A 22992-nucleotide genomic window follows, 5' to 3' on the forward strand; every position below is an offset into this window, starting at 1 on the left:
CGCGGAATATCGCGGCGCGCCATCCGTCCTAACAGCAATTGGTCCTGCCGAGTGGCAGAGTTTCGATTGTTAGTAATGCCAGGGTGGAGGATTTGTATGCAGGATCTAAGGCTTGTAGGCGTCCACGACGACGGAGAGCATCTCCTGTTGAGCGGCACCGGCGGCGAGATGTTCCGGCTGCCGATCGATGAAGCACTCCGTGTCGCGGCCAGCCGCACTTCCGCGAACGCAGCAGCGCGTGCAGCGACCGCGCCCATTGCCATGTCTCCACGTGATATCCAGGCCAAAATCAGGAGCGGTTCAACAGCCGCCGAAGTTGCTGACTTGTCCGGAATACCCCTTGCGAAGGTGCAACGGTATGAGGGGCCAGTGCTTGCCGAACGCGAATACGTCGCCCTGCAGGCCCGCAAGATCGAAGTTGCAGCTCCGGCTCCCGGCCATGACATCTACCGCTCGGCCTTCGGAGACAACCCGGCCTCCCTCGGCGAAATGGTTGCCCACCGCTTGACCGCCTATGGCGTCGAGCCTTCCACTGTCGAGTGGGACTCCTGGCGCAGGCCGGACGGAACCTGGACAGTCGTTGCAAGGTTCGAGGCAAGAACGGGCGGACCGTCGAACATCGGCGAGGAGCCCCCTGCGATGTGGACCTTCAGTCCAAGCAGGAAGTCTCTGCAGAATGCCAACCGCTGGGCCCAGCAACTGAGCGAACTGGAGCCGTTGGACGGACCTCTTCCCGCCCGCAGGCTCACTGCCGTGTCAGACCGGCCGTTCGATTTTGAGACTGATGCCGGCGCTGGCCGGAATGCTTCAGGAAAGCAGGGGAAAGACTCCGACGGGCTGCTCGACATGTTGCGCTCCCGCCGGGGACAACGGCTTGGAGTTGACGAAGACAGCGACGACGCATTGGCGCTCCTGCTGACCAACGGGGTTCCGGCAGCCCATCCGAGGCCTTCGGAAATAGTTCCTGAACCTGACGGTGAACCCGAACCGGCAGGGCCCGACGTCGACGAGGACGCAGCCACGCCGGCAGCACGTTCAGATTTCCACGACCGCAAACGGGATGCCAGGGTGTCCATGCTGTCGCGGCTCAGCCTCGCCCCGCGCACGCAGAGCGACGACGAAGATTCCCTGAAGCTGCAGGACGGCGTCAGTACGGATACACGGGAGATCACCATCGTTCCTGGTCCCCGCCGCCCCGGCGCAGGTGGTGCCGGGAGCTTAGGCAATGCGGGTGGTTCCGGCAGTGAGGCTGGTGCTGGTGGGGCAGCTAAGAATGGGGGTCAGGGCTTAAGCGGTGCCCCTTCGCGTCCGGGCATTGAATCGGGCGGAGACGGATCACGTGATCCCGTTCCTGGCCAGGGGACGAGAAATACCGGCGGCATGCAAAGTGTCGGGCTCGATGAGCTGCTGGGAGGACGCGGTGGACGCCGCTCCGCCGGCGATTCCGCCGGCACCCGGGAACGGGAAGGGAACCGGGAGCGGGACGGAATCCGTGACCGGGACGGGGACCAGCCTGAGCGGCAACCATCCAAACCCAAGCGGTCAAGCGTTCCGAGCTGGGATGAGATTGTGTTCGGAACCCGCGGGGATTGAACGGGTCCTGCCGCCTGAAAGCGCTTTGCTCCTAGGAATCTTTGGCGGGCGGCAAGCCAGTTGCATTCCAGACACAGGCATCAGTATCAAACGGCAGAAGCTGGTCATGTTGGGCCAGGATATTGGCCCCGTGGGCAGTGACCCGGCGCATGTAGTGCCTGCGGCAAAGCGTTTCATACCCCACCACCGGAAGCAGGAGTGACTCTGCGTTTCCGGTTCCGCCGCCTGTCCCCCGGTCGACGTCGCCGACCACTATCTGCTCGCCTTCCACGACCATGACTCCGTCAACAGTGCGCGCATTCTGGGTGGCTCGCCGCCCGCACCAGCACAATGCCTCCACCTGGAGGACCTGGACGCGGTCGGCAAGCTCAATGAGCCGCTGGGATCCGGGAAACAACCGCGTACGAAAATCTGCAGTGATGCCGAAGGCGAAAACGTCGAGCTCCATCTCGTCCACAACGCGGGCCAGCTGTTCCACCTGCAAAGGCGAATAGAACTGCGCCTCGTCACAGATCAGATAGTCAACCCGGCCGCCTTTGGTTCTGCGCCGCACCACCTCGTCCCAGAAATCCGTGGAGTCAAGCACTTCCACAGCGTCTGTTTCAAGACCCAACCGGCTCGAGATACGGGAACCGCCGGCACGGTCATTACGGCTGAATCTGACCCCGCCGCGGCCGCGCGCCCGGTGGTTGTAGTCCATCTGCAAGGCCAGCGTCGATTTGCCGCAGTCCATGGTTCCCGAGAAAAACACGAGCTCAGCCACGGCTGCCCTTTCTGCCCTGAGCCTTGAAGCACAACAGAGGAACTTCACGTTCGGCCTTGGTCAAAGAACCGTGCTGACCAACCACCTCCAGGGCTGTCGGCCGCACCCTGCGGGTGTCGTACAGGGCCAGCGCGTCCCTTGCGGCGATCATGACGTCGCCGATCCTGGGAACGACCTGCTCACGAACCCTGCCGAACAGTCCGGCGGTGATGGCCTCCTCACGGGTAAAAGCCCAGATGCGTTCTCCAAATCTGGAACGCCAGGCTGCCAGCATCCGGTCCCGCCCCTGTTGCCCGAGATCCGGCTCGAGGTAAAGGTGGAGCATCCGGGGCTCGCCCGCTGTATGGCGTACGCCTGCAATCAGGGCCGGATCTGCGGAAAAGTCGAGCCGTTGGGACTCGGGGACGTCCAGCATTCCGTGATCTGCAGTGAGGAGCATTGTGGTGCCGGCCGGAAGGGTGGAACTGAGCCTGCGGACGGTCGCATCCAGTTCTTCCAGCTGATGTTCCCACTGCGGGGACTGGCAGCCATGCCTGTGGCCTGCCTTGTCGAGTTCATTGACGTAGAAGTACATGAGGGCACGATCTGTGCTTTCCATCGCTTCCGCAGCGGCCTCTGTCCTTGCATGGGCAGTGATTCCCGAGACGTGACGGCCACCGCGCAGGGCGGCCTGGGTCATTGGCGAGCTGGTGAACTGGGGAAGGCTGACGGTGACCACGTCCACATGCTCTGCAGCCCGCTCCAGGACAGTCGGGAAGGGCTGCCACGTCTGCGGGTCCACGCAGGAGTCCCAGTTTCCGAGCATATTGACCACTTTGTCCTGGTCAGGGTCCAGGATGTCGTAGCCCACCATGCCGTGCTGGCCGGGCTCAAGCCCTGTCCCGAGGCTGGCAAGGGAAGCAGCGGTGGTGGAGGGAAAGGCCGCGTCCAGCACCACGGGAACGGAGCCCTGACCGGCCAGGACCAGGCTGCGCAGGAACGGTGTGTGGGCAAGTCTTTGCTTCAGCAGGCTGCGTCCCAGACCATCAGCAACAATGACGCAGATCCGCTGTCCCTGTGGAAGGTTGAGACGGTTGTCAAAGCCCTCAATGCCCAGGCTGGCCGCTGCGCTGGGAAACACTTCAGCGACCGAACGGCTTCCGAAGGCCGGGGCGGAAGGAAGGGAGAGAGCACCCGATGTAACCGACGGCGCTGTGGTGGGGATCGGGCCAGGAATTTGCGCAGGCACCATCCTAACGCTGGTGCCCGCGGCTGAGGCGGTTGCCGAAAACGCCCATCCTGGGTCGCGGGTGAGCCGAGCCTGCATGGGCCGTGGGAGTGGAAGATCCGGTGTTCACTGCTCGCAGGGCACGGGCAAAAAGCTTCGCATCCTGGACGGCCTGCAGCCCGTCGGCTTCGGCGCTGATCCGAAGGACAATGTCCTCCTGGGCGATGGTTCCGCTGTAGCCGTGATCGGCTTCGCACTGCGGATCTCCACAGCTGGCCGGCCCGACGTCCAGGCGCTGGCCCCCGGACCAGGCAATCGAGAGAGTTACCTCCCGCACGGGATCCGACGACTTGTAGTTTTGCGGCTGGGCGTACATGTAGCTGAGCACTACAGAGCGGATCTGCGCAACGGGCACGGACTCTGTGGAAATCTGGGCAACGATCTGCTCGCCGGCTTCGTCGAGCTGCTGATCGTCCACATGGGTAATGACCAGCATGTCGTCAGTCAGGACCAGCACGGTGATGTGCCGGCGCACTTCGGCCCGATCGAAGTGCGTTTCCAGATGGACAAGGTGCGCCACGCAGTCCCGCCCGTCCAGGGCGTCATCAACGACGTCGGCCACGAGCCGCGGGTAAAAACCGGCCTGCTGAAGCGCTCCCTCCAGGCTCTGTCCTTGCACGCTGTGGTTGTGTGAGCTGTGGGAATGCGGGACCTGCTGGCCTGGCTGGTTCCCGGTCACGGGCGTTTGCGGCTTCGAGGTGGGAGGCTGGGAGCTCATGACCCCATTTTCACAGATCGGCTGGGGAGTTGCTAACTGCGGGCGTGCAGGACGGCGGTGCCGTACCTATCGGAGCATGATCCTGCGGGCGGTATCGGTGCGCTTGGAAGCGTTGGCAATCCGCACGTCTGCAGCCAGGATGGAGAGCCCTGAGGCGCCTGCGAGTACCGGATTGAACTCCACGAGGGCAATCTCGGGATGATTGTCCTTTAGCATCGTCAAGCGAACGGCCAGGTCTTCCAACGCCGCAACATCCACGGCAGGAAGTCCCTGGTATCCGAAGAGTTTCCGTGCGGCCCGCGGGGCACGAATGAACTCGTGAACGTCCGAAGCCGACAGCGGAGGCACCCGATGGGCCCAGTCATCCAGGAGGTTGACGGCGTCGCCCGCGAGGCCAAACGAAATGACCGGTCCCAGCAATGCATCCTCGATGGCGCGGAACGTACACGCCTGGCCCACCGGCGCCATGGTTTGCACCTCCAGGGTTGTGGAGCCATACGGTTCCAGCACCCGCTGCATCTCCTGGATATTCCGGCGGAGCGATTCGGCGTCCTGGATGTCCAGCCGGACGCCGCCAAGATCCAGCCTGTGCCGAAGGGTGGGATCCGTTGTTTTCAGGGCCACCGGCCAGCCCAGCTTCCCGGCGGCTTCCACCGCCTCATCCAGGGTGGAAAATCCTTCCGACGGGACTACCCCGATGCCGTAGTGCCCCAGCAGTTGCGCCGCCGTGGACTGATCCAACCGGACAAGCTGCTCACCACGCACGCCGTCGAGCAACCCGTCCAGTACTGCGCGGGCAGCCTCAGGGTCGCAGCCCTCGGGCTCCACGAAAAGGCCCTGATCGCGGTTTACCCACTGCACATAGCGAACAACGGCCCCCAAGGCGGCCACCCCCGCCTCCGGGTTGGAAAAGCACGGCAAGGAAAGGCTGGCCGGCGGTTCGGCTGCCACCATCCCCTCCACATAAATCGACGGATCCAGAATGCCCGTGAAGGCGGCGACCACAGGCTTGGCGGCCGCAGCTGAGCACTCGGCCAGCACCTCCGCTATGTTCTCCACCGTCAGTCCCCGGGCAGGCAGCAACGCCACCAGCACTGCATGAACGGACTCTGCAGCCAGCGATTCGGCCAGCGTCCGACGCAGGGCCGGAAGGGCAATAGACATCCCTGAGTCCAGGTCCACGTCCGTTACGGTGTGCTCAACCGCGAGCCCATGGGCCGTCGCGCTGTCAGCCACCACCTTCCCCAGGGCCTGGGAGTTGCTGACCACTGCGATGCCCGGTCCTGCAGGGAGTGGCTGGCGGGAAACAACTTGGGCAACATCCATCAGCTGCTCAATGGTTTCCACCGGAATCACTCCTGCCTGACGCATCATCGCATCCAGCGCGCCCGCGGGTGCCTGGGTGGTCCTGACCGCGTGGCCAGGCGGCAGCTGAAGGCCCATCGAACCGGACTTGGCCACAATGACCGGCTTGGTCAGCGCCAGGCGCCGGGCGAGACGCGAGAACTTGCGCGGGTTGCCGATCGACTCCAGATAGAGGCCCACGGCAGCGGTATCGGCGTCGTCCTCCCAGAACTGCATCATGTCGTTCCCGGATACATCCGCCCGATTGCCTGCAGAGAGGAAGGTCGAGATTCCCAGCCGCCGGCGGCTGGAGGCGGCGTAGAGAGAGACTCCGATAGCCGCGGACTGGCTGAACAGACCCAGCCCTCCCCGCGGGGACAGGCTTGGCGCCATCGAAGCGTTGAGGGACACAGCCGGGTTGGTGTTCACGATACCCAAGGAGGCCGGACCGATAACCCGCATGCCGTTGGCCCTGGCCTGCCGGACCAGTTCGCGTTGCCTGGCCAGCCCAGCTTCGCCAGCCTCGGCGTAGCCGGCGGTCGCCACCACGAGCCCCTTGACGCCAGCAGCGGCGCATTCGTCAACCACCTTGGGAACCTCGTCCTGGGGAACGGCCACAATGGCCAGCCGCACGGCGTCGGAGACCTCGGACAGCCTGCCAAATGAGAGCATCCCGGCCAGCTCAAGTGCCTCGGGGTTGATGGCATAAACAGGCCCGGTAAACCCGCCTTCGATGATGTGTTCGAGGAGCTGATAGCCGATGGAGCCCCATTTGCGGCTTGCGCCGATGACTGCAACAGAGGAGGGCGCAAGCAGTTCCTGGATACTTCTTGCCTCGGCACGGTGCTCGCGGGATTCCATGACTGCCCGGGATTTATCAGTGGGGTCTATGTTGAATTCGAGGCTGACCACGCCGTCGTCGAAGTGACGCTTTACGTCATAGCCGGCGTCGGAGAAGACCATCAGCATTTTCCGGTTCTCGGGCAGGACCTCGGCGCTGAACCGTCTGATTCCCTTTTCCCGAGCGGCCGCGGCAAGGTGCTCGAGCAGGATTGAACCGATGCCCCGCCCCTGGTGGGCGTCGGCGATGTTGAAGGCCACTTCCGCTTCCACCGGATCATCAAGCCGGTCGTACCGGCCGATTCCTATGATTTCGCCGCCAATCGTGATGACCAGCGCCACCCGGTCCTGATAATCGACTTCTGTGAAGCGTTTGAGCTCCTTGGCGCTCAGACGGGATTTGAACGCGAAGAAACGCATGTAGATTGAATTCTGCGATTGCCCGGTATGGAAGGTCTGCACGGCGTCCGCGTCGGAGGGATGGATTGGGCGCAGATGAGCTGTCCCACCATCCCTGAGGACGACATCGGCTTCCCAATATTCCGGATATTCGCCGTCCCCGGGCTGATCCACCATAGGCTTAGCCTAGCCAAAAACTTCCGAGGCGCACCGCCACGGCCTGATAATCAGTTTTATCCGCAGCTTCATACGCAGTTTGTTCACGTACTACCCCCGCAAGATACAGAGGAACCTCCAGCCCCATGGCCCGCCGCCAAGCTCCCGCCGCAGCCGCATTAGCGCAGGACTACACCGAGAACATTGTTGACATTGACGTCACTTCCGAAATGGAAGGCTCATTCCTTGAGTACGCCTACTCGGTGATCTATTCACGCGCCCTTCCCGATGCCAGGGACGGCCTGAAGCCTGTTCAGCGGCGGATTCTGTTCATGATGAGCGAGATGGGCCTCCGTCCCGACCGAGGCCATGTAAAGAGCGCGCGCGTCGTCGGCGAAGTGATGGGCAAGCTCCATCCCCACGGCGATACGGCCATTTACGACGCCATGGTCCGTATGGCACAGGACTTTTCGCTGCGGCTTCCGCTGATCGACGGCCACGGCAACTTCGGATCGCTCGACGACGGTCCCGCGGCTCCGCGGTACACAGAGGCCCGCCTTGCGGCCGCGGCACTGACCCTCACCGACCACCTCGACGAAGACGTGGTCAACTTCATCCCCAACTACGATAACCAGCTGACCCAGCCGGAAGTCCTGCCCGCCGCCTTCCCCAACCTCCTGGTCAACGGTGCCACCGGTATCGCCGTCGGCATGGCCACCAACATGGCTCCGCACAACCTCGTGGAAATCATTACGGCGGCGCGCCACCTCATAGCCAACCCTGACGCCACCCTCGCTGACATCATGAAATTCGTCCCCGGACCCGATCTGCCCACCGGTGGACGGATCGTCGGCCTGGACGGGATACGGGATGCCTACGCCACGGGGCGCGGCTCGTTCAAGACCCGGGCCAAAGTAGAGGTCGAGCAGCTTTCAGCCCGACGCACCGGCCTGGTGGTCACCGAACTGCCGTACATGGTGGGTCCGGAAAAAGTGATCGAAAAGATCAAGGATGCGGTCAACGGTAAGAAGCTGACGGGGATCAGCGACGTTGTGGACCTGACCGACCGCAAGCACGGACTGCGGCTGGTCATCGAGCTCAAGAACGGCTTTAACCCCAACGCCGTGCTGCAGCAGCTCTACCGCTACTCACCGATGGAAGACTCCTTCGGTATCAACAACGTGACCCTGGTGGACGGTCAGCCGCAAACGCTTGGACTCCTCCAGCTTCTGTCGGTGTATGTTGACCACCGCATCAACGTGGTCAGGCGGCGCACCGCCTTCAGACTCGGGAAGAAGAAGGACCGGCTGCATCTGGTCGAAGGCCTCCTGATTGCCATCGTTGACATCGATGAGGTCATCCAGATCATCCGTTCCTCGGATGAAGCATCGGCGGCCCGTGAGCGCCTCATGTCGATTTATGACCTCTCCGAAATCCAGGCGAATTACATCCTGGAACTGAGGCTCCGGCAACTCACCAAGTACTCCCGCATCGAACTCGAAAAAGAGCAGGATCAGCTCCGGCGTGAAATTGAGGAGCTCGAGGCGATCCTGGCTTCGGACGAGCGGCTCCGGGACCTCGTGTCCAGCGAGCTGGCGGAGATTGCGGAGAAGTACGGAACCCCTCGGCGGACGGTGCTGCTGGAATCGGAAGCCGTCTCCCCCACAGTTGCGGCAGCCCTTTCCGCCGGTCCGGGAGCCAAAGGCAAAGCAGTTCCGCTGGCCTTGGAAATTGCCGACGATCCCTGCTGGGCGATCCTGACGGCCTCAGGCCAGATCGCCAGGACGTCCAACCGGGACGATCTCGCAGAGACAGGGCCTCGCACCAAGCACGACGTCTTCCGTTCCGTCGTCAAAACTTCCGCCAGGGGTGAAGTCGCTGCGGTTACATCATTGGGCAGGATGTTGCGTGTCCAGGTAATGGATATGCCGGTTCTCCCTCCGACGTCAGGCCTTCCCAACCTCGCAGGCGGGGTGCCGGCCAAGGACTTCATCACGTTGTTGAAGGGCGAGTCGCTGGTGGCGTTCGCACCCTTGGATGAAGTGCTTGCCATCGGCACGGCGCTTGGAGTGGTCAAACGTGTCCAGCCTGATTACCCTCTGAACCGCGAGGATTGGGAAGTCATCACTTTGAAGGACAAGGACACCGTGGTTGGCGTGGAGTCCGCCGCCGACGACGATCATCTCGTCTTTGTGACCCGCCAGGCGCAGCTGCTTCGCTTCACTGCTGGTGCTGTCCGTCCGCAGGGCAGAACGGCAGGCGGTATGGCAGGGATCAAGCTGGCCGACGGCGACGAAGTCCTGCACTTCGGCACCGTTCGTCCGGACGACGATGACGCCGTCGTCGTGACCATTGCAGGCACCAACGGTGCCCTTCCCGGCACGGCCCCGGGAACGGCGAAAGTCACAGCCCTGACTGAATATCCGCTGAAGGGGCGTGCCACGGCAGGTGTCCGCGCGCACCGCTTCCTCAAGGGGGAAGACGTGCTGCTGCTTGGGTGGGCCGGACACGGTCCTGCCAGGGCATCATCTCTGGCGGGAGTGGCACGGTCACTTCCCCAGGAGCATGGCCGACGCGATGGTTCAGGTATTCCGTTGTCGCAAGCAATCGACGCGATCGGCCCAAGCATGACGTGGTCCGACACCGCTGAGGCTGCTTCCTGAGGTCAACACATTCTGGGCCCTAGACTACTGGCATGCCTATCATCCCCGATGAAAAAGACTGGACCTGGGTGCTGTCCCGGCCCTGCCCCGAGTGCGGATTCGATGCTTCAACGGTGACTCCTTCCACCGTTCCGGGGACAGTGACCAACATGCTCCCGCGGTGGCGGGCAGCCTTGCGCCGTCCGGACGTTGCAGAGCGGCCCGACGACGCCACGTGGTCTGTTCTTGAATACGCCTCCCATGTGCGGGACGTCTTCAGCCTCTTTGACTGCAGGCTCAACCAGATGCTGACGGAGGACAACGCCGGCTTCGAGAACTGGGACCAGGACAAGACGGCCATTGAGAAGGATTATGCCAACGCAGATCCTGCCGTGGTCAGCTCGGAGCTCACAGCCGAGGGGCACCAAGTGGCAGAGTCGTTTGCGGGGGTGCGCCAGGACCAGTGGGGCCGCCGGGGCATCCGCAGCAACGGTTCGGAGTTCACTGTGCTGACACTGGCGCAGTACTTCCTCCATGACGTGGTGCATCACCTTCACGATGTGGACGGGTGAGTCGTGGATGGGTGAGCTTGTGGACGGGTTGCTCGATTGACTTCCGGAATCGTTGACCGGCTCCGCCGGTAATCCTAGACTCGGGGCAACGCCCCGGCGCCAAAGTTTTGCCAGCCACATCACCTCAGTGTCCGATTGAGGGTTCATCCGTTCGTGCGGAAGCAGAAATCGATGACAACACTTCACCAAGGCGACCAGGAATCCACAGTCGATCATGCACTGCAGCAGTTGCGTGGCCGGCTCTCCGGATCGCTGATCGAACCGCAGGACCCGCAGTACGAGGATGCCCGTCACGTGTGGAACGGAATGGTCGATCTCCGTCCCCGCGCCATCGCCCGCGCCGGAGCAGCGGCAGACATCGACGCAGTGCTTGACGCCGTCCGGCAATCCGGTTTGGCCCTAGCCGTCCGCGGCGGCGGGCACAACGTTGCCGGCCACGGCACGGTCGATAAGGGCCTCGTGCTGGATCTGGGTCAACTGCGCGACGTGACTGTGGACCCGCAGCAACAGCTCGTGACCGTAGGGCCCGGGGCGACCCTCGCTGATGTAGACGCGGCGACAACTCTGCATGATTTGGCCGTTCCTCTCGGTGTGATCAGCGCCACCGGTGTAGCAGGGCTGACCCTGGGCGGAGGTGTCGGCTGGCTGACGCGCTCCTATGGACTGACCCTGGATAACCTGCAATCTGCCGACGTCGTCACCGCCGATGGGGAGCACGTTCACACCAGCAGGGAGGAGAACTCTGACTTGTTCTGGGGACTGCAGGGCGGCGGCGGGAATTTTGGCGTGGTCTCCTCCTTCACCTTCCGCGCCCACCGGCTTCCTGATTCGCTTCTGGGCGGGAACCTCTTCTACCGTCCCCGGCACTGGGAGAAAGCCTTGGCCGCCTTCAGTTCGTGGACTCGTGGCCTGCCGGAGGAAATGAACCCGATCATCTCCTTTCTGGTGCTTCCGCCTGAGTTCGGGATGGGCGACGAACCATGGATGATCATCGGATTTGCCTGGGTTGGCGAGAACTATCAGGTCGGGCTTGATTTGGTCGAGCAACTCGCGGTTGAGGCGCCGCCGGACGAGCAGGAGGCAGGGCCGGTCAGGTGGGTTGAATGGCAGAGCGCCATGGACACCGTCTTCCCCAAAGGCTCACGGGGATACTGGAAGAACGTGTCCTTCTCACGGCTGGACGAGGAAGCGATAAAGGTCCTGGTGGGATTCGCCTCCGAGGTGACGTGGCACGGGACCGGGATTGACATCCACCATATGGAAGGCGCGTTCGGGCGTGTGCCGGAGGGCGTCACGGCTTTCCCCACCCGCTCCCCGCGCTACTGGCTCAACGTCTACGGATTCTGGCGGGATGCGGCGGAGGATGAACGGCTGACCGCGTTCGCCCGTAAGGCACACGCACTCATGCACCCCTTTGCCGAGCATGGCGAGTACGTCAACTTCCTCGGGGCCGAACTCCAAACCGGGGAGGAAGATGCAGCGCGCCAAGCTTATGGTCAGGACAAGTATCAGCGGCTTGTGGACATCAAGGACCGCTATGACCCACAGAACATCTTCCGCCTCAACCACAACATCAGCCCAGGGCGTGCGACCTGACGGTCATGCCGCTTTGACGGTTGGGGCCTGCAGTTCCTTATCCCAGGCCATGCTGCGGTTCACAACCGTGTAGCCCATCTCGTGTGATGGGTGGGTGTGATGGGTGGGCGTGGACGGCCCGGCAGCGCCGTCCACGCCCAGCGCTGCTAGCCGGTTACAGTCAGCCTGGCAGGCTCCGTTACCGCCTTGCCATGGGCATTCTGGAACACCGCACGAATCAGGAGTCCGTCCTGCCGACCGGTCACGGGCATAAGATCCAGGATTGAAACGTACGTACCCTCGTCAGTTCGTTTGGTGCCGGCTTTCCCGCCCGCCGGTTTCCACGTAACACCGTTGTCCGAAGACGATTCCCAGACGGCAACGGGTCCTGGCACACCGGTCGCTGTCGCTTTGAAGGCGGCCGGCTTACCGGAATTTCCCGTGACAGGCCGCGGCTGCTTAGTAATCGCAGGAAGGCCGACGGTCTGGTTGAATTCCGGCCAGCCATCCACCCAGGCAATTTTCTGGATCCCCAAGGTGGGGAAATACGGAATGTCCTGGTTGGACGCGTCGTAGTAATGGAAGGCCAGGTAGTCACCGAAGACGGACTGACCGCCAGGACCGGTTACTGCACCGTGGCTGTCCAACACCGCTGAGCCACCGCCACCGAACATGTCTTTGCCATCCTTGTCCAGATACGGGCCGGTGACCGACGTGGATCTTCCCACAGCCACCTTGTAGGTGGAATCGGCCCCTTGGCAGCAGAAGCCGAAAGAAACGAAGAGATAGAAATACTCGCCGTGTTTGGTGATGTAGGGCGCCTCAATGGGATTGCCGGCCATGAATCGGTCTGCAATATTGACCGTCTTCGACTCCCAGTTCGCCACTGGCTTGCCGCTGGGCCACTCGATCGGAACCAGGAAGATGCCGTACCAAAAGGATCCGATCGCCATATACGGCGTACCGCCAGCATCTTCGACGATCCCGGCGTCGATGGCGTTGAACGTCTTGTTCGGGTTATTGGGATCGAGCCCCGTCACTGGGGATGCCACAACCAGCCCCTTGTCCACCCACTCGTAATCCGGGTCGGCTGGATCCAGGGTGGTGTTGGTTGCCAGCGCAGTCAGCGACTTGTTGCCGCCAAAGCGCGACGCCGAGTAGTAGAGGTAGTACGTTCCGTCGTTTTCTACGATCTCCGGGGCCCAGAGGTTGTCCGGGAGCTGGCCGTCTGCGAAGTGATCATCAATCCAGGGTGGAATCCGGTCCCAGACAAACCCGGCGTGCTGCCAGCTTGTGCCGGCGTCGTGCGAGGACCATATCTGGATGGTCCCGCCGCTTTCACGATTGAGGAGTCCTGTCGAGTAGACATACCAGGTGCCGTCTTTATCAATGATCAGCGCCGGGTCATGAATGGGCGAGGTCTCTCCGACGACGGATTTGCCGCCCGGTAAGTCCTCCTGAATGGATTGCCGTTGAGTCTCACGGCTTATGGGTGCGCTGGTCGATTGGTACGACGACGGACTTGCGTTCACTGCCTTCACCGCTTCCGGCGGCAGCGCCGAGGCCGTCAGCGAGAGGCTGAGCAGAGCTGTCAGGCCGACCAGCCCCGCACCCCAAAGACGTGACAGACGTGACTTCATTATCACGTGCTCCTTCCGAAGGTTGGCTTAGAGGGGAGGTTCCGCGACGCAGGATGCACTGGACGACAGAGGAAATTGCAACGTTGTAAAGATGAATATGGCATGGGCGTGGTGAGGAGTCAAGGGTCTTGCGGGAGGCACATCCGGCACAAGTGGAGGCGGACACGAAAAATAGTTAGCGTGAACAATTCCTGAAGTATCAGTCTTGACGCCGAGGCAGGACCCGTGTGATATTTCTTACAACGTTGCAAATCATCCGGGCCCGGATGCCGGTCTGCCTTCACGCCGACCGCTGGCCCTCGTCGTAATACCAACCGGAAGGACTACGTGATGAAGAAGTCACGTCCCATGGCCGCAACCCTGGCATTCGTTGCCGCGGCCGGTCTTATGCTCGGCGGTTGCTCCGCCCCAACCGGCGCAGAAGCCGGCGAAAAGAAGCTCACATTTATGTTCCGAGGCGGGGAGGACGAAAAGAAGGCGTACGAACAGGCTGTCTCCCAATTCGAAAAGGACAACGGCGTAGACGTCGACATTATTGTTACCACCGCTGATCAGTACACCACTAAGTTGAAGGCCGCCATTGCCGGCAAGCAGGTTCCGGATGTGTTCTACATAGGTCCTGGCGATGTACAGGCGTACGTGCAGAACGGGATTGTCAAAGACATCACGGAATATGTAGAGAAGTCAGACACCATTGACCTGGACAACATTTGGGAATACGGCGTAGACAGCTATCGATTCGACGGCAAGCTGACAGGCCAGGGAGCCATCTACGCCCTGCCCAAGGATGTCGGACCGTTTTCCTTTGGCTACAACAAGACCATGTTCGAAAAAGCCGGGATTCCGCTGCCGGACAAGGACAAGCCCTACACCTTTGACCAATTCGTCGACATCTCCAAAAAGCTCACGGCCGACACAAATGGTGACGGCAGCCTGGATCAGTGGGGCACCGGCCTCAACGTCCAGTGGAATCTCCAGCCCTTCGTCTGGTCCAATGGCGGCGACTGGCTGAACGAGGACCGGACCAAAGTCACGGTAGACACCCCTGAATTCGCCGAGACCCTGCAGTGGTTCGCCGACCTCCAGAACGTCCACGGCGTCACCCCTTCCGTGGCCGAGGCACAGACCCTTGACACCTACCAGCGATGGATGAAGGGCGAAATCGGGTTCTTCCCCATCGCACCCTGGGACCTGTCCACCTACCAGAAGCTCGGCTTCGACTGGGACGTCATCCCGTACCCAGCCGGTAAGACGGGTAAACCCGCTACCTGGACGGGAACGCTGGGAATCGCAGTTTCTGAAAATACGCAGCATCCCGAGGATGCGGTGAAGCTCGTTGAATTCCTGACAGCGAACAAAGAGGCACAGGAGTCGCTGGTGAAGGCAGGCATCCAGATCCCCAACCTGAAGGATATGGCGGAGACCTGGGCGGCCGACACCACCACCAAACCGGCCAACAAGGCTGAGTTCCTGGAGATCGTCAAGGACTACGGCCGGGCGCTTCCCGGCGGCAACACGTATAACGCAGAGTGGTACGACGAACTGTTCACCAATATCCAGCCTGTACTGGACGGCAAACAGACGGCCAAGGACTACCTGAAGGAAGCGCAGCCCAGGATGCAGCAGTTCCTGGATGCAGCAAACCAGCAGGCCGGTATCGGCTGACCGTTAGCCACGGTCCCCCAAGACTGGTGCCGCGGCTGCATCCGAGCGCAGCCGCGGCACCCCTTCCTTTGCCTTCACCACCGCTAGACACGCAAAGGGCCACTGAAGCCCTGGCCCCATCACCACATCAAAGAGGATCCGCCGATGTCCATGACCATGCGCCGCTCAAGGCTCCACCGGAAGGAACACCTGGCCGCCCTGCTCTTCGTGGCTATCCCGGTGATCGGGTTCCTGTTGTTTACGCTCTTTCCGCTGCTGTTCTCTGTGTACGCGTCCTTCACCAACTGGAACGGCATTTCGAGTCCGAAATTCAAGGGCATCGACAACTACGTCAAGATGTTCGAAGACCGCTACTTCCTGAAGTCCCTGTGGAACACGCTCTACATGATGATCGGCATACCGGTTGGCCTGGCCATCTCCCTCGCCCTGGCGCTGGCCCTGAACCGCAAGATGCGGGGCACAACTTTCTTCCGGACTGTGTACTACCTGCCGGTCATCTCCTCCATCGCGGCAGTGGCCATCCTTTGGCAGTGGGCCTTCAACGGAGACTTTGGACTGATCAATCAAGGCCTGTCCCTGGTCGGCATCGACGGGCCGAACTGGCTTCAGGACACTTCCACTGTCAAGCCTGCCCTCATCATCATGGCCGTCTGGAAGGGCTTGGGCTACTCAATGCTGCTGTATCTGGCGGCGTTACAGTCTGTCCCCCGGTACCTCTACGAAGCCGCGTCCCTGGACGGAGCCAGCCCATGGCAGCAGTTCCGCCACATCACCATCCCGATGGTCCGGCCGGTCACGTTCTTCCTGATTGTCACGAGCATCATCGGAGGCAGCCAGATCTTCGTCGAAATCAACATCATGACTCCTACGGGAGGCCCGGAATTCGAGTCCGCCTCCATCGTCTGGTACATCTGGCAAAAAGCCTTTGACAACCTCCAGATGGGTTACGCCTCCGCCATGTCCGTGGTTCTGGGGCTCCTGGTGTTCATCATCACTTTCATCCAGTTCCGGCTCAACCGCCGCAACCAGTTCTCGATCGATTGAGGCAGGCAGCCATGTCGACACAGCGCGTCATCACCCCAGCGCCCCTGAAACCGGTCCACAGAATCCCCGAGAGTTCCGGCAAGGGCAGCGGTGACGGTAGCCGAACCGCCGTCGTGCCCGAACGCAGCAAACGCAGGACCAACCCCGGGAACATCCTGGTTGGAATCATCTTGTCCCTCGGAGCCGTCATGATGATTGCTCCCCTCGCCTGGACCTTCTCCACCTCGCTCAAGACCCGCGAGGGCGTATTCGAGCTCCCGCCCCAGTGGATCCCCGATCCTTTCGTGTGGGAAAACTACGCCAGAATCTGGACGGCCGGGCCGTTGCTGAGCGGCATCCAAAACAGCCTGATCGTGGCATGTTCTGTGACGATCGTCGGGTCCCTGACCTCTGCCCTTGCCGCCTTTGCCTTCGCGAAACTGCGGATGCCTTTCAAAAACGCCATCTTCCTTGGGCTGCTGGCCGGGTTGATGATTCCGTTTCCCACCCTGATGATTCCCCAATTCACCATATTCGCGAGCATCGGCTGGGTGGACACGCTGCTTCCCCTGATCGTGCCGGGTCTGTTTGGAAACATCGTCATGATCTTTTTCCTTCGTCAATTCCTCAACAGCGTCCCGGACTCTATCGTGGAGGCGGCCAGAATTGACGGCGCTTCCTACCTGCAGATTTTCTGGATACTGATCCTGCCGGCTGTGAGGCCTGCCCTTGCTGCACAGTTCATTCTTTGGTTTATGGCCATGTGGAATGACTATTTGGCGCCGATCATCTACCTCAACTCCCCAGGCACACAAACTCTGCAGTTGGTCATCGCCAACTTCAACGCCCAGTACGCCATCCAGACGGACTATCCCCTCATCATGGCTGCTTCCTTCGTGGCGCTGCTGCCGGTCCTGATCGTCTTTGTCGTCTTCCAGCGTCAGATCATTGAATCCATCGCATTGACGGGAGCCAAAGGGTGAGCGCCGGCGTCATCCCGCAGCGGCTCCGGCCAATGCGCCCGGAACCCACAGGAGCGCCCGCAACGTGGGGTGGCCGGCATGCCCACGACCCTACTGTGGTCCAGTCAGATGACGGAACGTTCTACATGTACTCCACCGACGCTGTCGCGAACTCGGCATCGGTTCCCGCGGGGGTGCACATCCGGACATCGAGGGACCTAGTTACCTGGAGTTATGCCGGCACAGCGCTCGACGGCGTTCCGGGTCCGGCCTTTGACTGGACGGGAGCACAGGGACTGTGGGCTCCCGACGTTGTCCGCTGGCATGACGGCAGGTGGCATATGTACTACTCGGCTTCCACCTTCGGATCGAATACCTCAGCCATAGGCCTGGCTGTTTCACCTGACCCTTCAGGACCATGGGAGGACCTTGGCCTTGTAGTGGCTACCCGGAGCGGGGAGCACACACAGAACGCCATTGACGCCGCAGTGACCTTCGACGCAGACGGGGAAGCCTGGCTCACTTACGGATCGTTCTTTTCCGGGATCTATACCCTGCCGCTCGACAGGACCACAGGCAGGCCGATCAGAGATGGTGACCTCGGCTCGCTGATTGCCTGCCGCCAGCTTTCGGTTGAGGGTGCCATCGAGGGCGCCTACATCATGTACCGTCCGGAAGAGGACAAGTATGTCCTGTTCGCTTCCTATGATTCCCTCTTCGCCACCTACAACGTGCGGGTCGCCGTCGCCGACTCGGTTACAGGGCCCTATCGGGACTTCAACGGCGCTGCCATGACGGATCTTGAGCAGGAACCGGGTTCCATAGGCACCAAGGTGCTGGGAAGCTACCGTTTCGACGGCGACACCGGCTGGCTCGCGCCGGGCCACAATTCTGTGTTCACGCGCCCCGGGCAAGCAGGTTATGAGCACTTCATGGTGCATCATGTCCGCTTTACCGAGGACCCATCCCAGCACACGGTACAGCTCCGACGGCTGTTTTTTACGGAAGCCGGCTGGCCCGTTGTATCACCGCAGCCCTTCGCCGGGGAGGCGGAGGAGGTGTTCAAGACACCCCAGGCGGTCTCCGGTAAGTGGCGCGTCATCCGCCTGGATCCATCCTCCACCGGGCTGGTCAACGCTGTACCGGCCGAACTGGACGCCGGTGCCACGGAGGCGTTGGATGGGTGGCCGTCCAACATGATGGTCCGCGTCAGCGTTGAACTCGACGGTGTTGAACTGCACGGCGTCGAGGTGGACTCCGTGGTATTCGCCTCCTGGGACTGGTCCAAGGGTCAAGCGGCACTCTCGTTCAGTGGGATCGACAAGGACGGCGTCGTCTGGTCCGGGACCAAGGAGTCGTAACAGTGAACGAGGAAGCCTTGGGTTGGGCTGGCCGGCTGATGCTTTGGCTCGACTTTGCCGTGAACCTGGTCCTGATCAACCTGCTGTTTGTGACAGGAGTCCTGGCTGGGGGTATTGTTCCCGGGCTCTTCCCTTCGGCCGTGGCCGCGTCCACCATGCTGGCCCGGCTGCGGACGGGAACTCTGGGTGAGCACCCCGTCAGGGATTTCATCACGGCCTATCGCTCCCAGTTTCTTCACGCCAACAAGGTGGGCAGCATCTTCTGGGTTGCAGCGGCCGTTCTTGTGCTGAACGGACTGTCGTTGGTGAGCCCCGCTTCGCTCCATGCCGCAGCACTGGACCCAACCGCACCGACAGCAGCCTCCTCCCCTGTCCGGGCAGTCTTGCTGGTTCTCTCAGGGGTCGCAGGGGCGGCCACGCTGGCCGCAGCAGGGACCGCCGTCGACGTCTGTACGCGCTACCGCGATACCGTGTTCAGGACATGGCGCCTGGCGTTCATGCTTCCTTTGGCCTCTCCCCTGCTTGGCCTGTCCCTGATAGCCAGCTACGTGGGCATGGCCACTGTCTTCGCAGGCATAAACGTTCTGATCCCGCTGATTGGCGCTTCACTCCCGCTTCTGCTCTCCGGGTGGCTCGTAGGACGGCATCTAAGCGCTCTGGAACCCTCCTACTAGCCGAATTTGCAACATCATGTGGCCCCGGATGCTCCGACCACCGTCTACAACGTTATACAGAATAGGAAACAGACAATTGACTTCCCCTGCCAGCACCAAAGTCGGCAATACTGACAACCCTGACACCGTCCATCTGGACGCAGTCGCCCCGACGGTTATTACCATTGACCGTTCTGCCGTCGTTGCCCCTGTAAGCCGCCGTATCTTCGGTTCGTTCGTGGAGCACTTGGGCCGGTGCGTCTATGACGGGATCTACGAGCCCGGCCACCATACCGCCAACGACGATGGCTTCCGGCTTGATGTTGTGGACCTCGTCAGGGAACTTGGCTCAAGCACCATCCGCTACCCCGGCGGCAACTTCGTCTCCGGCTACCGCTGGGAAGACGGCGTCGGGCCCAGGGACCAGCGGCCTGTCAGGAGGGACCTCGCGTGGCACTCCCTGGAAACAAACCAGGTGGGGATCGACGAGTTCGCCCGCTGGTGCGCGCTCACCGATTCAGAGCTGATGATGGCGGTCAACCTCGGTACCCGCGGGATAGATGCCGCGCTGGACCTGCTCGAGTATGCCAATCACCCCTCCGGCACCACCCTGAGTGAACAACGCATCGCCAATGGTGCCAAGGACCCTTACAACATCCGCATGTGGTGCCTGGGCAACGAAATGGACGGACCGTGGCAGATAGGCCACATGTCCGCTGACAACTATGGAAAGCTGGCCGCACGAACGGCATCGGCCATGAAGACCGCGGACAAGAACCTCGAGCTGGTGGTCTGCGGCTCTTCGAGTTCCTCAATGCCGACCTTCGGCGAGTGGGAGCGCGTGGTCCTCGAGCACAGCTACGACTATGTGGACTACATCTCCTGCCACGCCTACTACCAGGAACGCAACGGAGACCTCGGCTCGTACCTGGCATCCTCCCTGGACATGCAGTACTTCATCGAGACTGTGGTGGCTACCGCCGACCACGTCAAGCACAAGCTGAAGAGCAAGAAGACCATTCAGCTTTCCTTTGATGAGTGGAATATCTGGTACCTCGATGAGCACCAGGCCTCTGACGAGGTGAATGAGGAATGGGTCCACGCGCCACGCCAGCTGGAGGACGTCTATTCCGTGGCCGACGCCGTGGTGTTCGGTAACCTGCTGATCACCCTGCTCAAGAACCATGACCGGGTGGCGTCCGCATCTCTGGCCCAACTGGTCAACGTCATCGCCCCCATCATGACAGAACCGGGTGGGGCCGCCTGGCGGCAGACGACGTTTTTCCCCTTCTCAGTGACGTCCCGGTTGGCGCGGGGCGAGGTACTGCGGCCCCGGATCGATGCCGGAACCTATACAACCGCCGTATACGGAGAAGCTCAGCTCGTGGATGCTGTCGCAACCGCCGACGCCGGAACCGGACAGTCGGCACTCTTCCTCGTAAACCGAAGCCAGACGGAAGCGATCGACATTACGGTCAGGGTGGCTGAGCTCAATGCCACGGTCATCAGCGAGGCTGTCACTCTGCACGATGAGGACGTTTACGCCAAGAACACGCTCCAGGACCAGAACCGCGTCGGTCTCAAACCGCTCAACGGCGCTGTCCTGGAAAACGGTGTGCTCACGGTGACATTGCCTCCGGTGTCATGGTCCGCCGTCGCGCTCGCTTGATGGGGTTGTTGCGCAGGACCAGCACCGCAGCCAGCCGCACGAAAATGGCGCTGGCCGCGGTGCTGGCCGCAGGACTTGCCTTGGCAGTGGGACTGTCCGGTTGCGCAACAGCAGGGACAGACGCTGCGGCAGCTCAAGGAAGCACAAACGAGCTCACCGGGGACTTCTTCACGCACGACCCCGCGCTTGTTGCCGGGGAAGAAGGCGGTCCCTGGTTTGTCTACTCGACAGGCAACGGTCAGACGGCCGACGGAAACATCCAGATCCGACGCTCCGGGGACGGCAGGGAGTGGACCTACGCGGGCGAGGTATGGCAGGAGAAACCCGAGTGGCTGAAGAAGGCCGTGCCTGGTGTGGACAACCTTTGGGCCCCCGAGCTCTACCAGCACAACGGCACCTGGTACCTCTACTACTCGGCGTCTACCTTCGGCAAGAACAACTCCGTTATTGCCCTTGCCACAAACACCACACTGGATCCCGAGGAGCCCGGCTACCAGTGGGTTGATAAGGGTGAAGTGATCTCTTCGGCGGGCCAGCACTTCAACGCTATCGACGCCGGCATCGTCGAGGATGACAACGGCACTCCCTGGATGGCCTTCGGATCCTTCTGGACCGGGATACAGCTCGTGGAACTGAAGTGGCCGGGAGGCCTCCGGGCCAACACGGCCGAACCGGTTCGCATCGCCGACAGGAAATCGCCGCCCAACGCCATCGAAGCGCCGTACATTCTGCCGCGGGACGGCTATTACTACCTTTTCGTCTCCAGGGATTTTTGTTGTCAGGGCCTGGAAAGCACCTACAACATTGCAGTGGGGCGATCCGAAGAGGTGACAGGACCCTATATCGATCAGGATGGTGTGGCATTGCTTAACGGCGGCGGCACCCCTGTCCTGGCAACGGCTGATGAAAAGGTGGGACCCGGCGGACAGTCTGTTTCCGGGGACACACTCGCCTTTCACTTCTACGATGCCAAGCTCGACGGCGCTTTCCGCCTTGGCCTGCTCGAGCTGCAGTGGGTGGACGGCTGGCCCGTTGCCGGCTGGGACTAGGACCCCGAAGGTGGATGTGCCGGAACCGTCGCCTGGCCCAAGGTGGACTCCCTGGCCACCACCTTGAACGTGGTTTCGATTTCCTGGGGAGCTGAGCCGTCCGGGTGCATAATCCGCTCCAGGAGCACCCGGATGGCCGTTTCGGCAATTTCCACACGGCCCGGGTCCACAGTGCTGAGCGTTGGCAGTGAATAGCGTGTCTCGTCCAGGTCATCAAACCCGATGACGGCCACATCCTCGGGCACGCGGTAACCCGCCTGCTGGAGTACGCGCATTGCACCCTGCGCCAAGGTGTCGTTCATGCCGAACACCGCATCAAAGGTGACTCCCCTGGCCAGGAGTTCGCGCATCGCCGCGGCACCGTTGGAACGATGCCAGGACCACATGTAGGCCACGATGGAATCGTCATAGGCAATGCCTCGTGCCGCCAAGGCTTCACGGTATCCCCGGAGCCGCAACCCTGCCGAGCCGATGACTTCACCGTCGTGAGCGCCCACCACGGCTATGCGGTTGCGGCCCAGGTCCAGCAAATGATCTGTGGCAGCCCGGGCCGCAGCCACGTTCTGCATGGTGACGTGGTCGCAGTCCCCGGAAAAAATCCGCTCGCCCAAGAGGACCATCGGCACCTCAGACTTCACCAGGGCGGCGTCTTCTTCGCCTAGGCCCAGGGGGCTGAACAGCAGCCCGTCCGACATCTGCAGGCGCGGGCTCGAAAGGACCTCAAGTTCGCGCTCGCGGTTCCCACCTGTTTGTTCAATCAGTACAACCAGGCCCCTGGCCTCGGCGGCGGCAATGACGGCATCGGCAAGCTCGGCGAAGTAGGGCAGCTTGAGCTGCGGAACCGCGAGGGTGATGGCACCCGTATGTCCGGACCTCAGGCTCCGCGCCGCCAGGTTCGGCCGGTAGCCCAGTTCTGCGATGGCCGCCTCGACCTTGCTGCGGGTGACCGGACGTACGTGAGGATGATTATTGATGACATTTGAGACAGTTTTGAAAGACACTCCTGCCACGCGTGCAACGTCGTGCAGTGTCGCTGCCATGAAGGTTCCCCTCATTCGGTGCCCGGAAAAGTGCCGTTTCTCCTATATTACAACGTTGTAT

Annotated in this window: 17 protein-coding genes; 11 read left to right on the forward strand and 6 right to left on the reverse strand. The window is 61.8% G+C overall.

Annotated elements, in window-relative coordinates:
- Positions 1 to 96: 96 nt before the first annotated feature.
- Entirely contained in the window at positions 97 to 1593 is a 1497-nt protein-coding gene (sepH, locus tag RIN13_RS01410) for a septation protein SepH (protein ID WP_309105545.1), read from the forward strand.
- Between the two features lie 31 nt (positions 1594 to 1624).
- Here the strand turns inward: sepH and RIN13_RS01415 are convergent, their stop codons facing one another.
- The 4 genes from RIN13_RS01415 to RIN13_RS01430 form a co-directional block, all read right to left on the reverse strand.
- A complete protein-coding gene (locus RIN13_RS01415) occupies positions 1625 to 2356 on the reverse strand; it encodes a thymidine kinase (protein ID WP_309105546.1) in 732 nt (243 codons plus the stop codon).
- Complete coding sequence (locus RIN13_RS01420; protein WP_309105547.1) at positions 2349 to 3587, reverse strand: alkaline phosphatase family protein; 1239 nt, start codon at positions 3585 to 3587, stop codon at positions 2349 to 2351. The genes RIN13_RS01415 and RIN13_RS01420 overlap by 8 nt, the downstream gene beginning before the upstream one ends.
- A 1-nt stretch (position 3588) precedes the next feature.
- Positions 3589 to 4341, reverse strand: a complete 753-nt coding sequence (locus RIN13_RS01425) for a DUF5998 family protein (protein WP_309105548.1) — start codon at positions 4339 to 4341, stop codon at positions 3589 to 3591.
- 66 nt (positions 4342 to 4407) lie between these two features.
- On the reverse strand, positions 4408 to 7101 hold the full coding sequence (locus RIN13_RS01430; protein ID WP_309105549.1) for a GNAT family N-acetyltransferase: 2694 nt from the start codon (positions 7099 to 7101) through the stop codon (positions 4408 to 4410).
- 125 nt (positions 7102 to 7226) lie between these two features.
- On the opposite strand from RIN13_RS01430, the gene RIN13_RS01435 reads away from it, so the two are divergent.
- The 3 genes from RIN13_RS01435 to RIN13_RS01445 all read left to right on the forward strand — a co-directional run bounded on the left by RIN13_RS01435 (position 7227) and on the right by RIN13_RS01445 (position 11890).
- Positions 7227 to 9743, forward strand: coding sequence for a DNA topoisomerase IV subunit A (locus RIN13_RS01435; protein ID WP_309105550.1), 2517 nt, complete (start codon positions 7227 to 7229; stop codon positions 9741 to 9743).
- Between the two features lie 32 nt (positions 9744 to 9775).
- On the forward strand, positions 9776 to 10294 hold the full coding sequence (locus RIN13_RS01440) for a DinB family protein (RefSeq protein WP_309105551.1): 519 nt from the start codon (positions 9776 to 9778) through the stop codon (positions 10292 to 10294).
- A 171-nt stretch (positions 10295 to 10465) separates the two neighbouring features.
- Entirely contained in the window at positions 10466 to 11890 is a 1425-nt protein-coding gene (locus RIN13_RS01445; RefSeq protein WP_309105552.1) for an FAD-binding oxidoreductase, read from the forward strand.
- Positions 11891 to 12036: 146 nt separating this feature from the next.
- On the opposite strand, the gene RIN13_RS01450 is transcribed toward RIN13_RS01445, so the two are convergent.
- Entirely contained in the window at positions 12037 to 13509 is a 1473-nt protein-coding gene (locus RIN13_RS01450) for a glycoside hydrolase family 43 protein (RefSeq protein ID WP_309105553.1), read from the reverse strand.
- A 330-nt stretch (positions 13510 to 13839) separates the two neighbouring features.
- On the opposite strand from RIN13_RS01450, the gene RIN13_RS01455 reads away from it, so the two are divergent.
- From RIN13_RS01455 to RIN13_RS01485, 7 genes are all read left to right on the forward strand, one after another.
- Positions 13840 to 15174 (forward strand): sugar ABC transporter substrate-binding protein, encoded by a 1335-nt coding sequence (locus RIN13_RS01455; RefSeq protein ID WP_309105554.1) that lies wholly within the window; start codon positions 13840 to 13842, stop codon positions 15172 to 15174.
- A gap of 144 nt (positions 15175 to 15318) precedes the next feature.
- Positions 15319 to 16218: a sugar ABC transporter permease gene (locus tag RIN13_RS01460; RefSeq protein ID WP_309105555.1), complete on the forward strand. Its 900-nt coding sequence runs from the start codon at positions 15319 to 15321 to the stop codon at positions 16216 to 16218.
- Between the two features lie 11 nt (positions 16219 to 16229).
- The gene (locus RIN13_RS01465) at positions 16230 to 17180 is read left to right on the forward strand and encodes a carbohydrate ABC transporter permease (protein ID WP_309105556.1); all 951 of its coding nucleotides are present in this window, start codon (positions 16230 to 16232) and stop codon (positions 17178 to 17180) included.
- Positions 17177 to 18520: a family 43 glycosylhydrolase gene (locus RIN13_RS01470; protein WP_309105557.1), complete on the forward strand. Its 1344-nt coding sequence runs from the start codon at positions 17177 to 17179 to the stop codon at positions 18518 to 18520. Before RIN13_RS01465 ends, RIN13_RS01470 begins: the two co-directional genes overlap by 4 nt.
- Positions 18521 to 18522: 2 nt before the next feature.
- The gene (locus tag RIN13_RS01475; protein WP_309105558.1) at positions 18523 to 19194 is read left to right on the forward strand and encodes a DUF624 domain-containing protein; all 672 of its coding nucleotides are present in this window, start codon (positions 18523 to 18525) and stop codon (positions 19192 to 19194) included.
- A gap of 133 nt (positions 19195 to 19327) precedes the next feature.
- Positions 19328 to 20842, forward strand: coding sequence for an alpha-N-arabinofuranosidase (locus tag RIN13_RS01480; RefSeq protein WP_309105667.1), 1515 nt, complete (start codon positions 19328 to 19330; stop codon positions 20840 to 20842).
- A 44-nt stretch (positions 20843 to 20886) separates the two neighbouring features.
- Positions 20887 to 21891 (forward strand): arabinan endo-1,5-alpha-L-arabinosidase, encoded by a 1005-nt coding sequence (locus tag RIN13_RS01485; RefSeq protein ID WP_309105559.1) that lies wholly within the window; start codon positions 20887 to 20889, stop codon positions 21889 to 21891.
- On the opposite strand, the gene RIN13_RS01490 is transcribed toward RIN13_RS01485, so the two are convergent.
- A complete protein-coding gene (locus tag RIN13_RS01490; RefSeq protein ID WP_309105560.1) occupies positions 21888 to 22931 on the reverse strand; it encodes a LacI family DNA-binding transcriptional regulator in 1044 nt (347 codons plus the stop codon). The genes RIN13_RS01485 and RIN13_RS01490 overlap by 4 nt on opposite strands.
- Positions 22932 to 22992: the final 61 nt, after the last annotated feature.

Origin of the sequence: Arthrobacter sp., assembly GCF_031179985.1 — a bacterium.
Classification (GTDB): domain Bacteria; phylum Actinomycetota; class Actinomycetes; order Actinomycetales; family Micrococcaceae; genus Arthrobacter.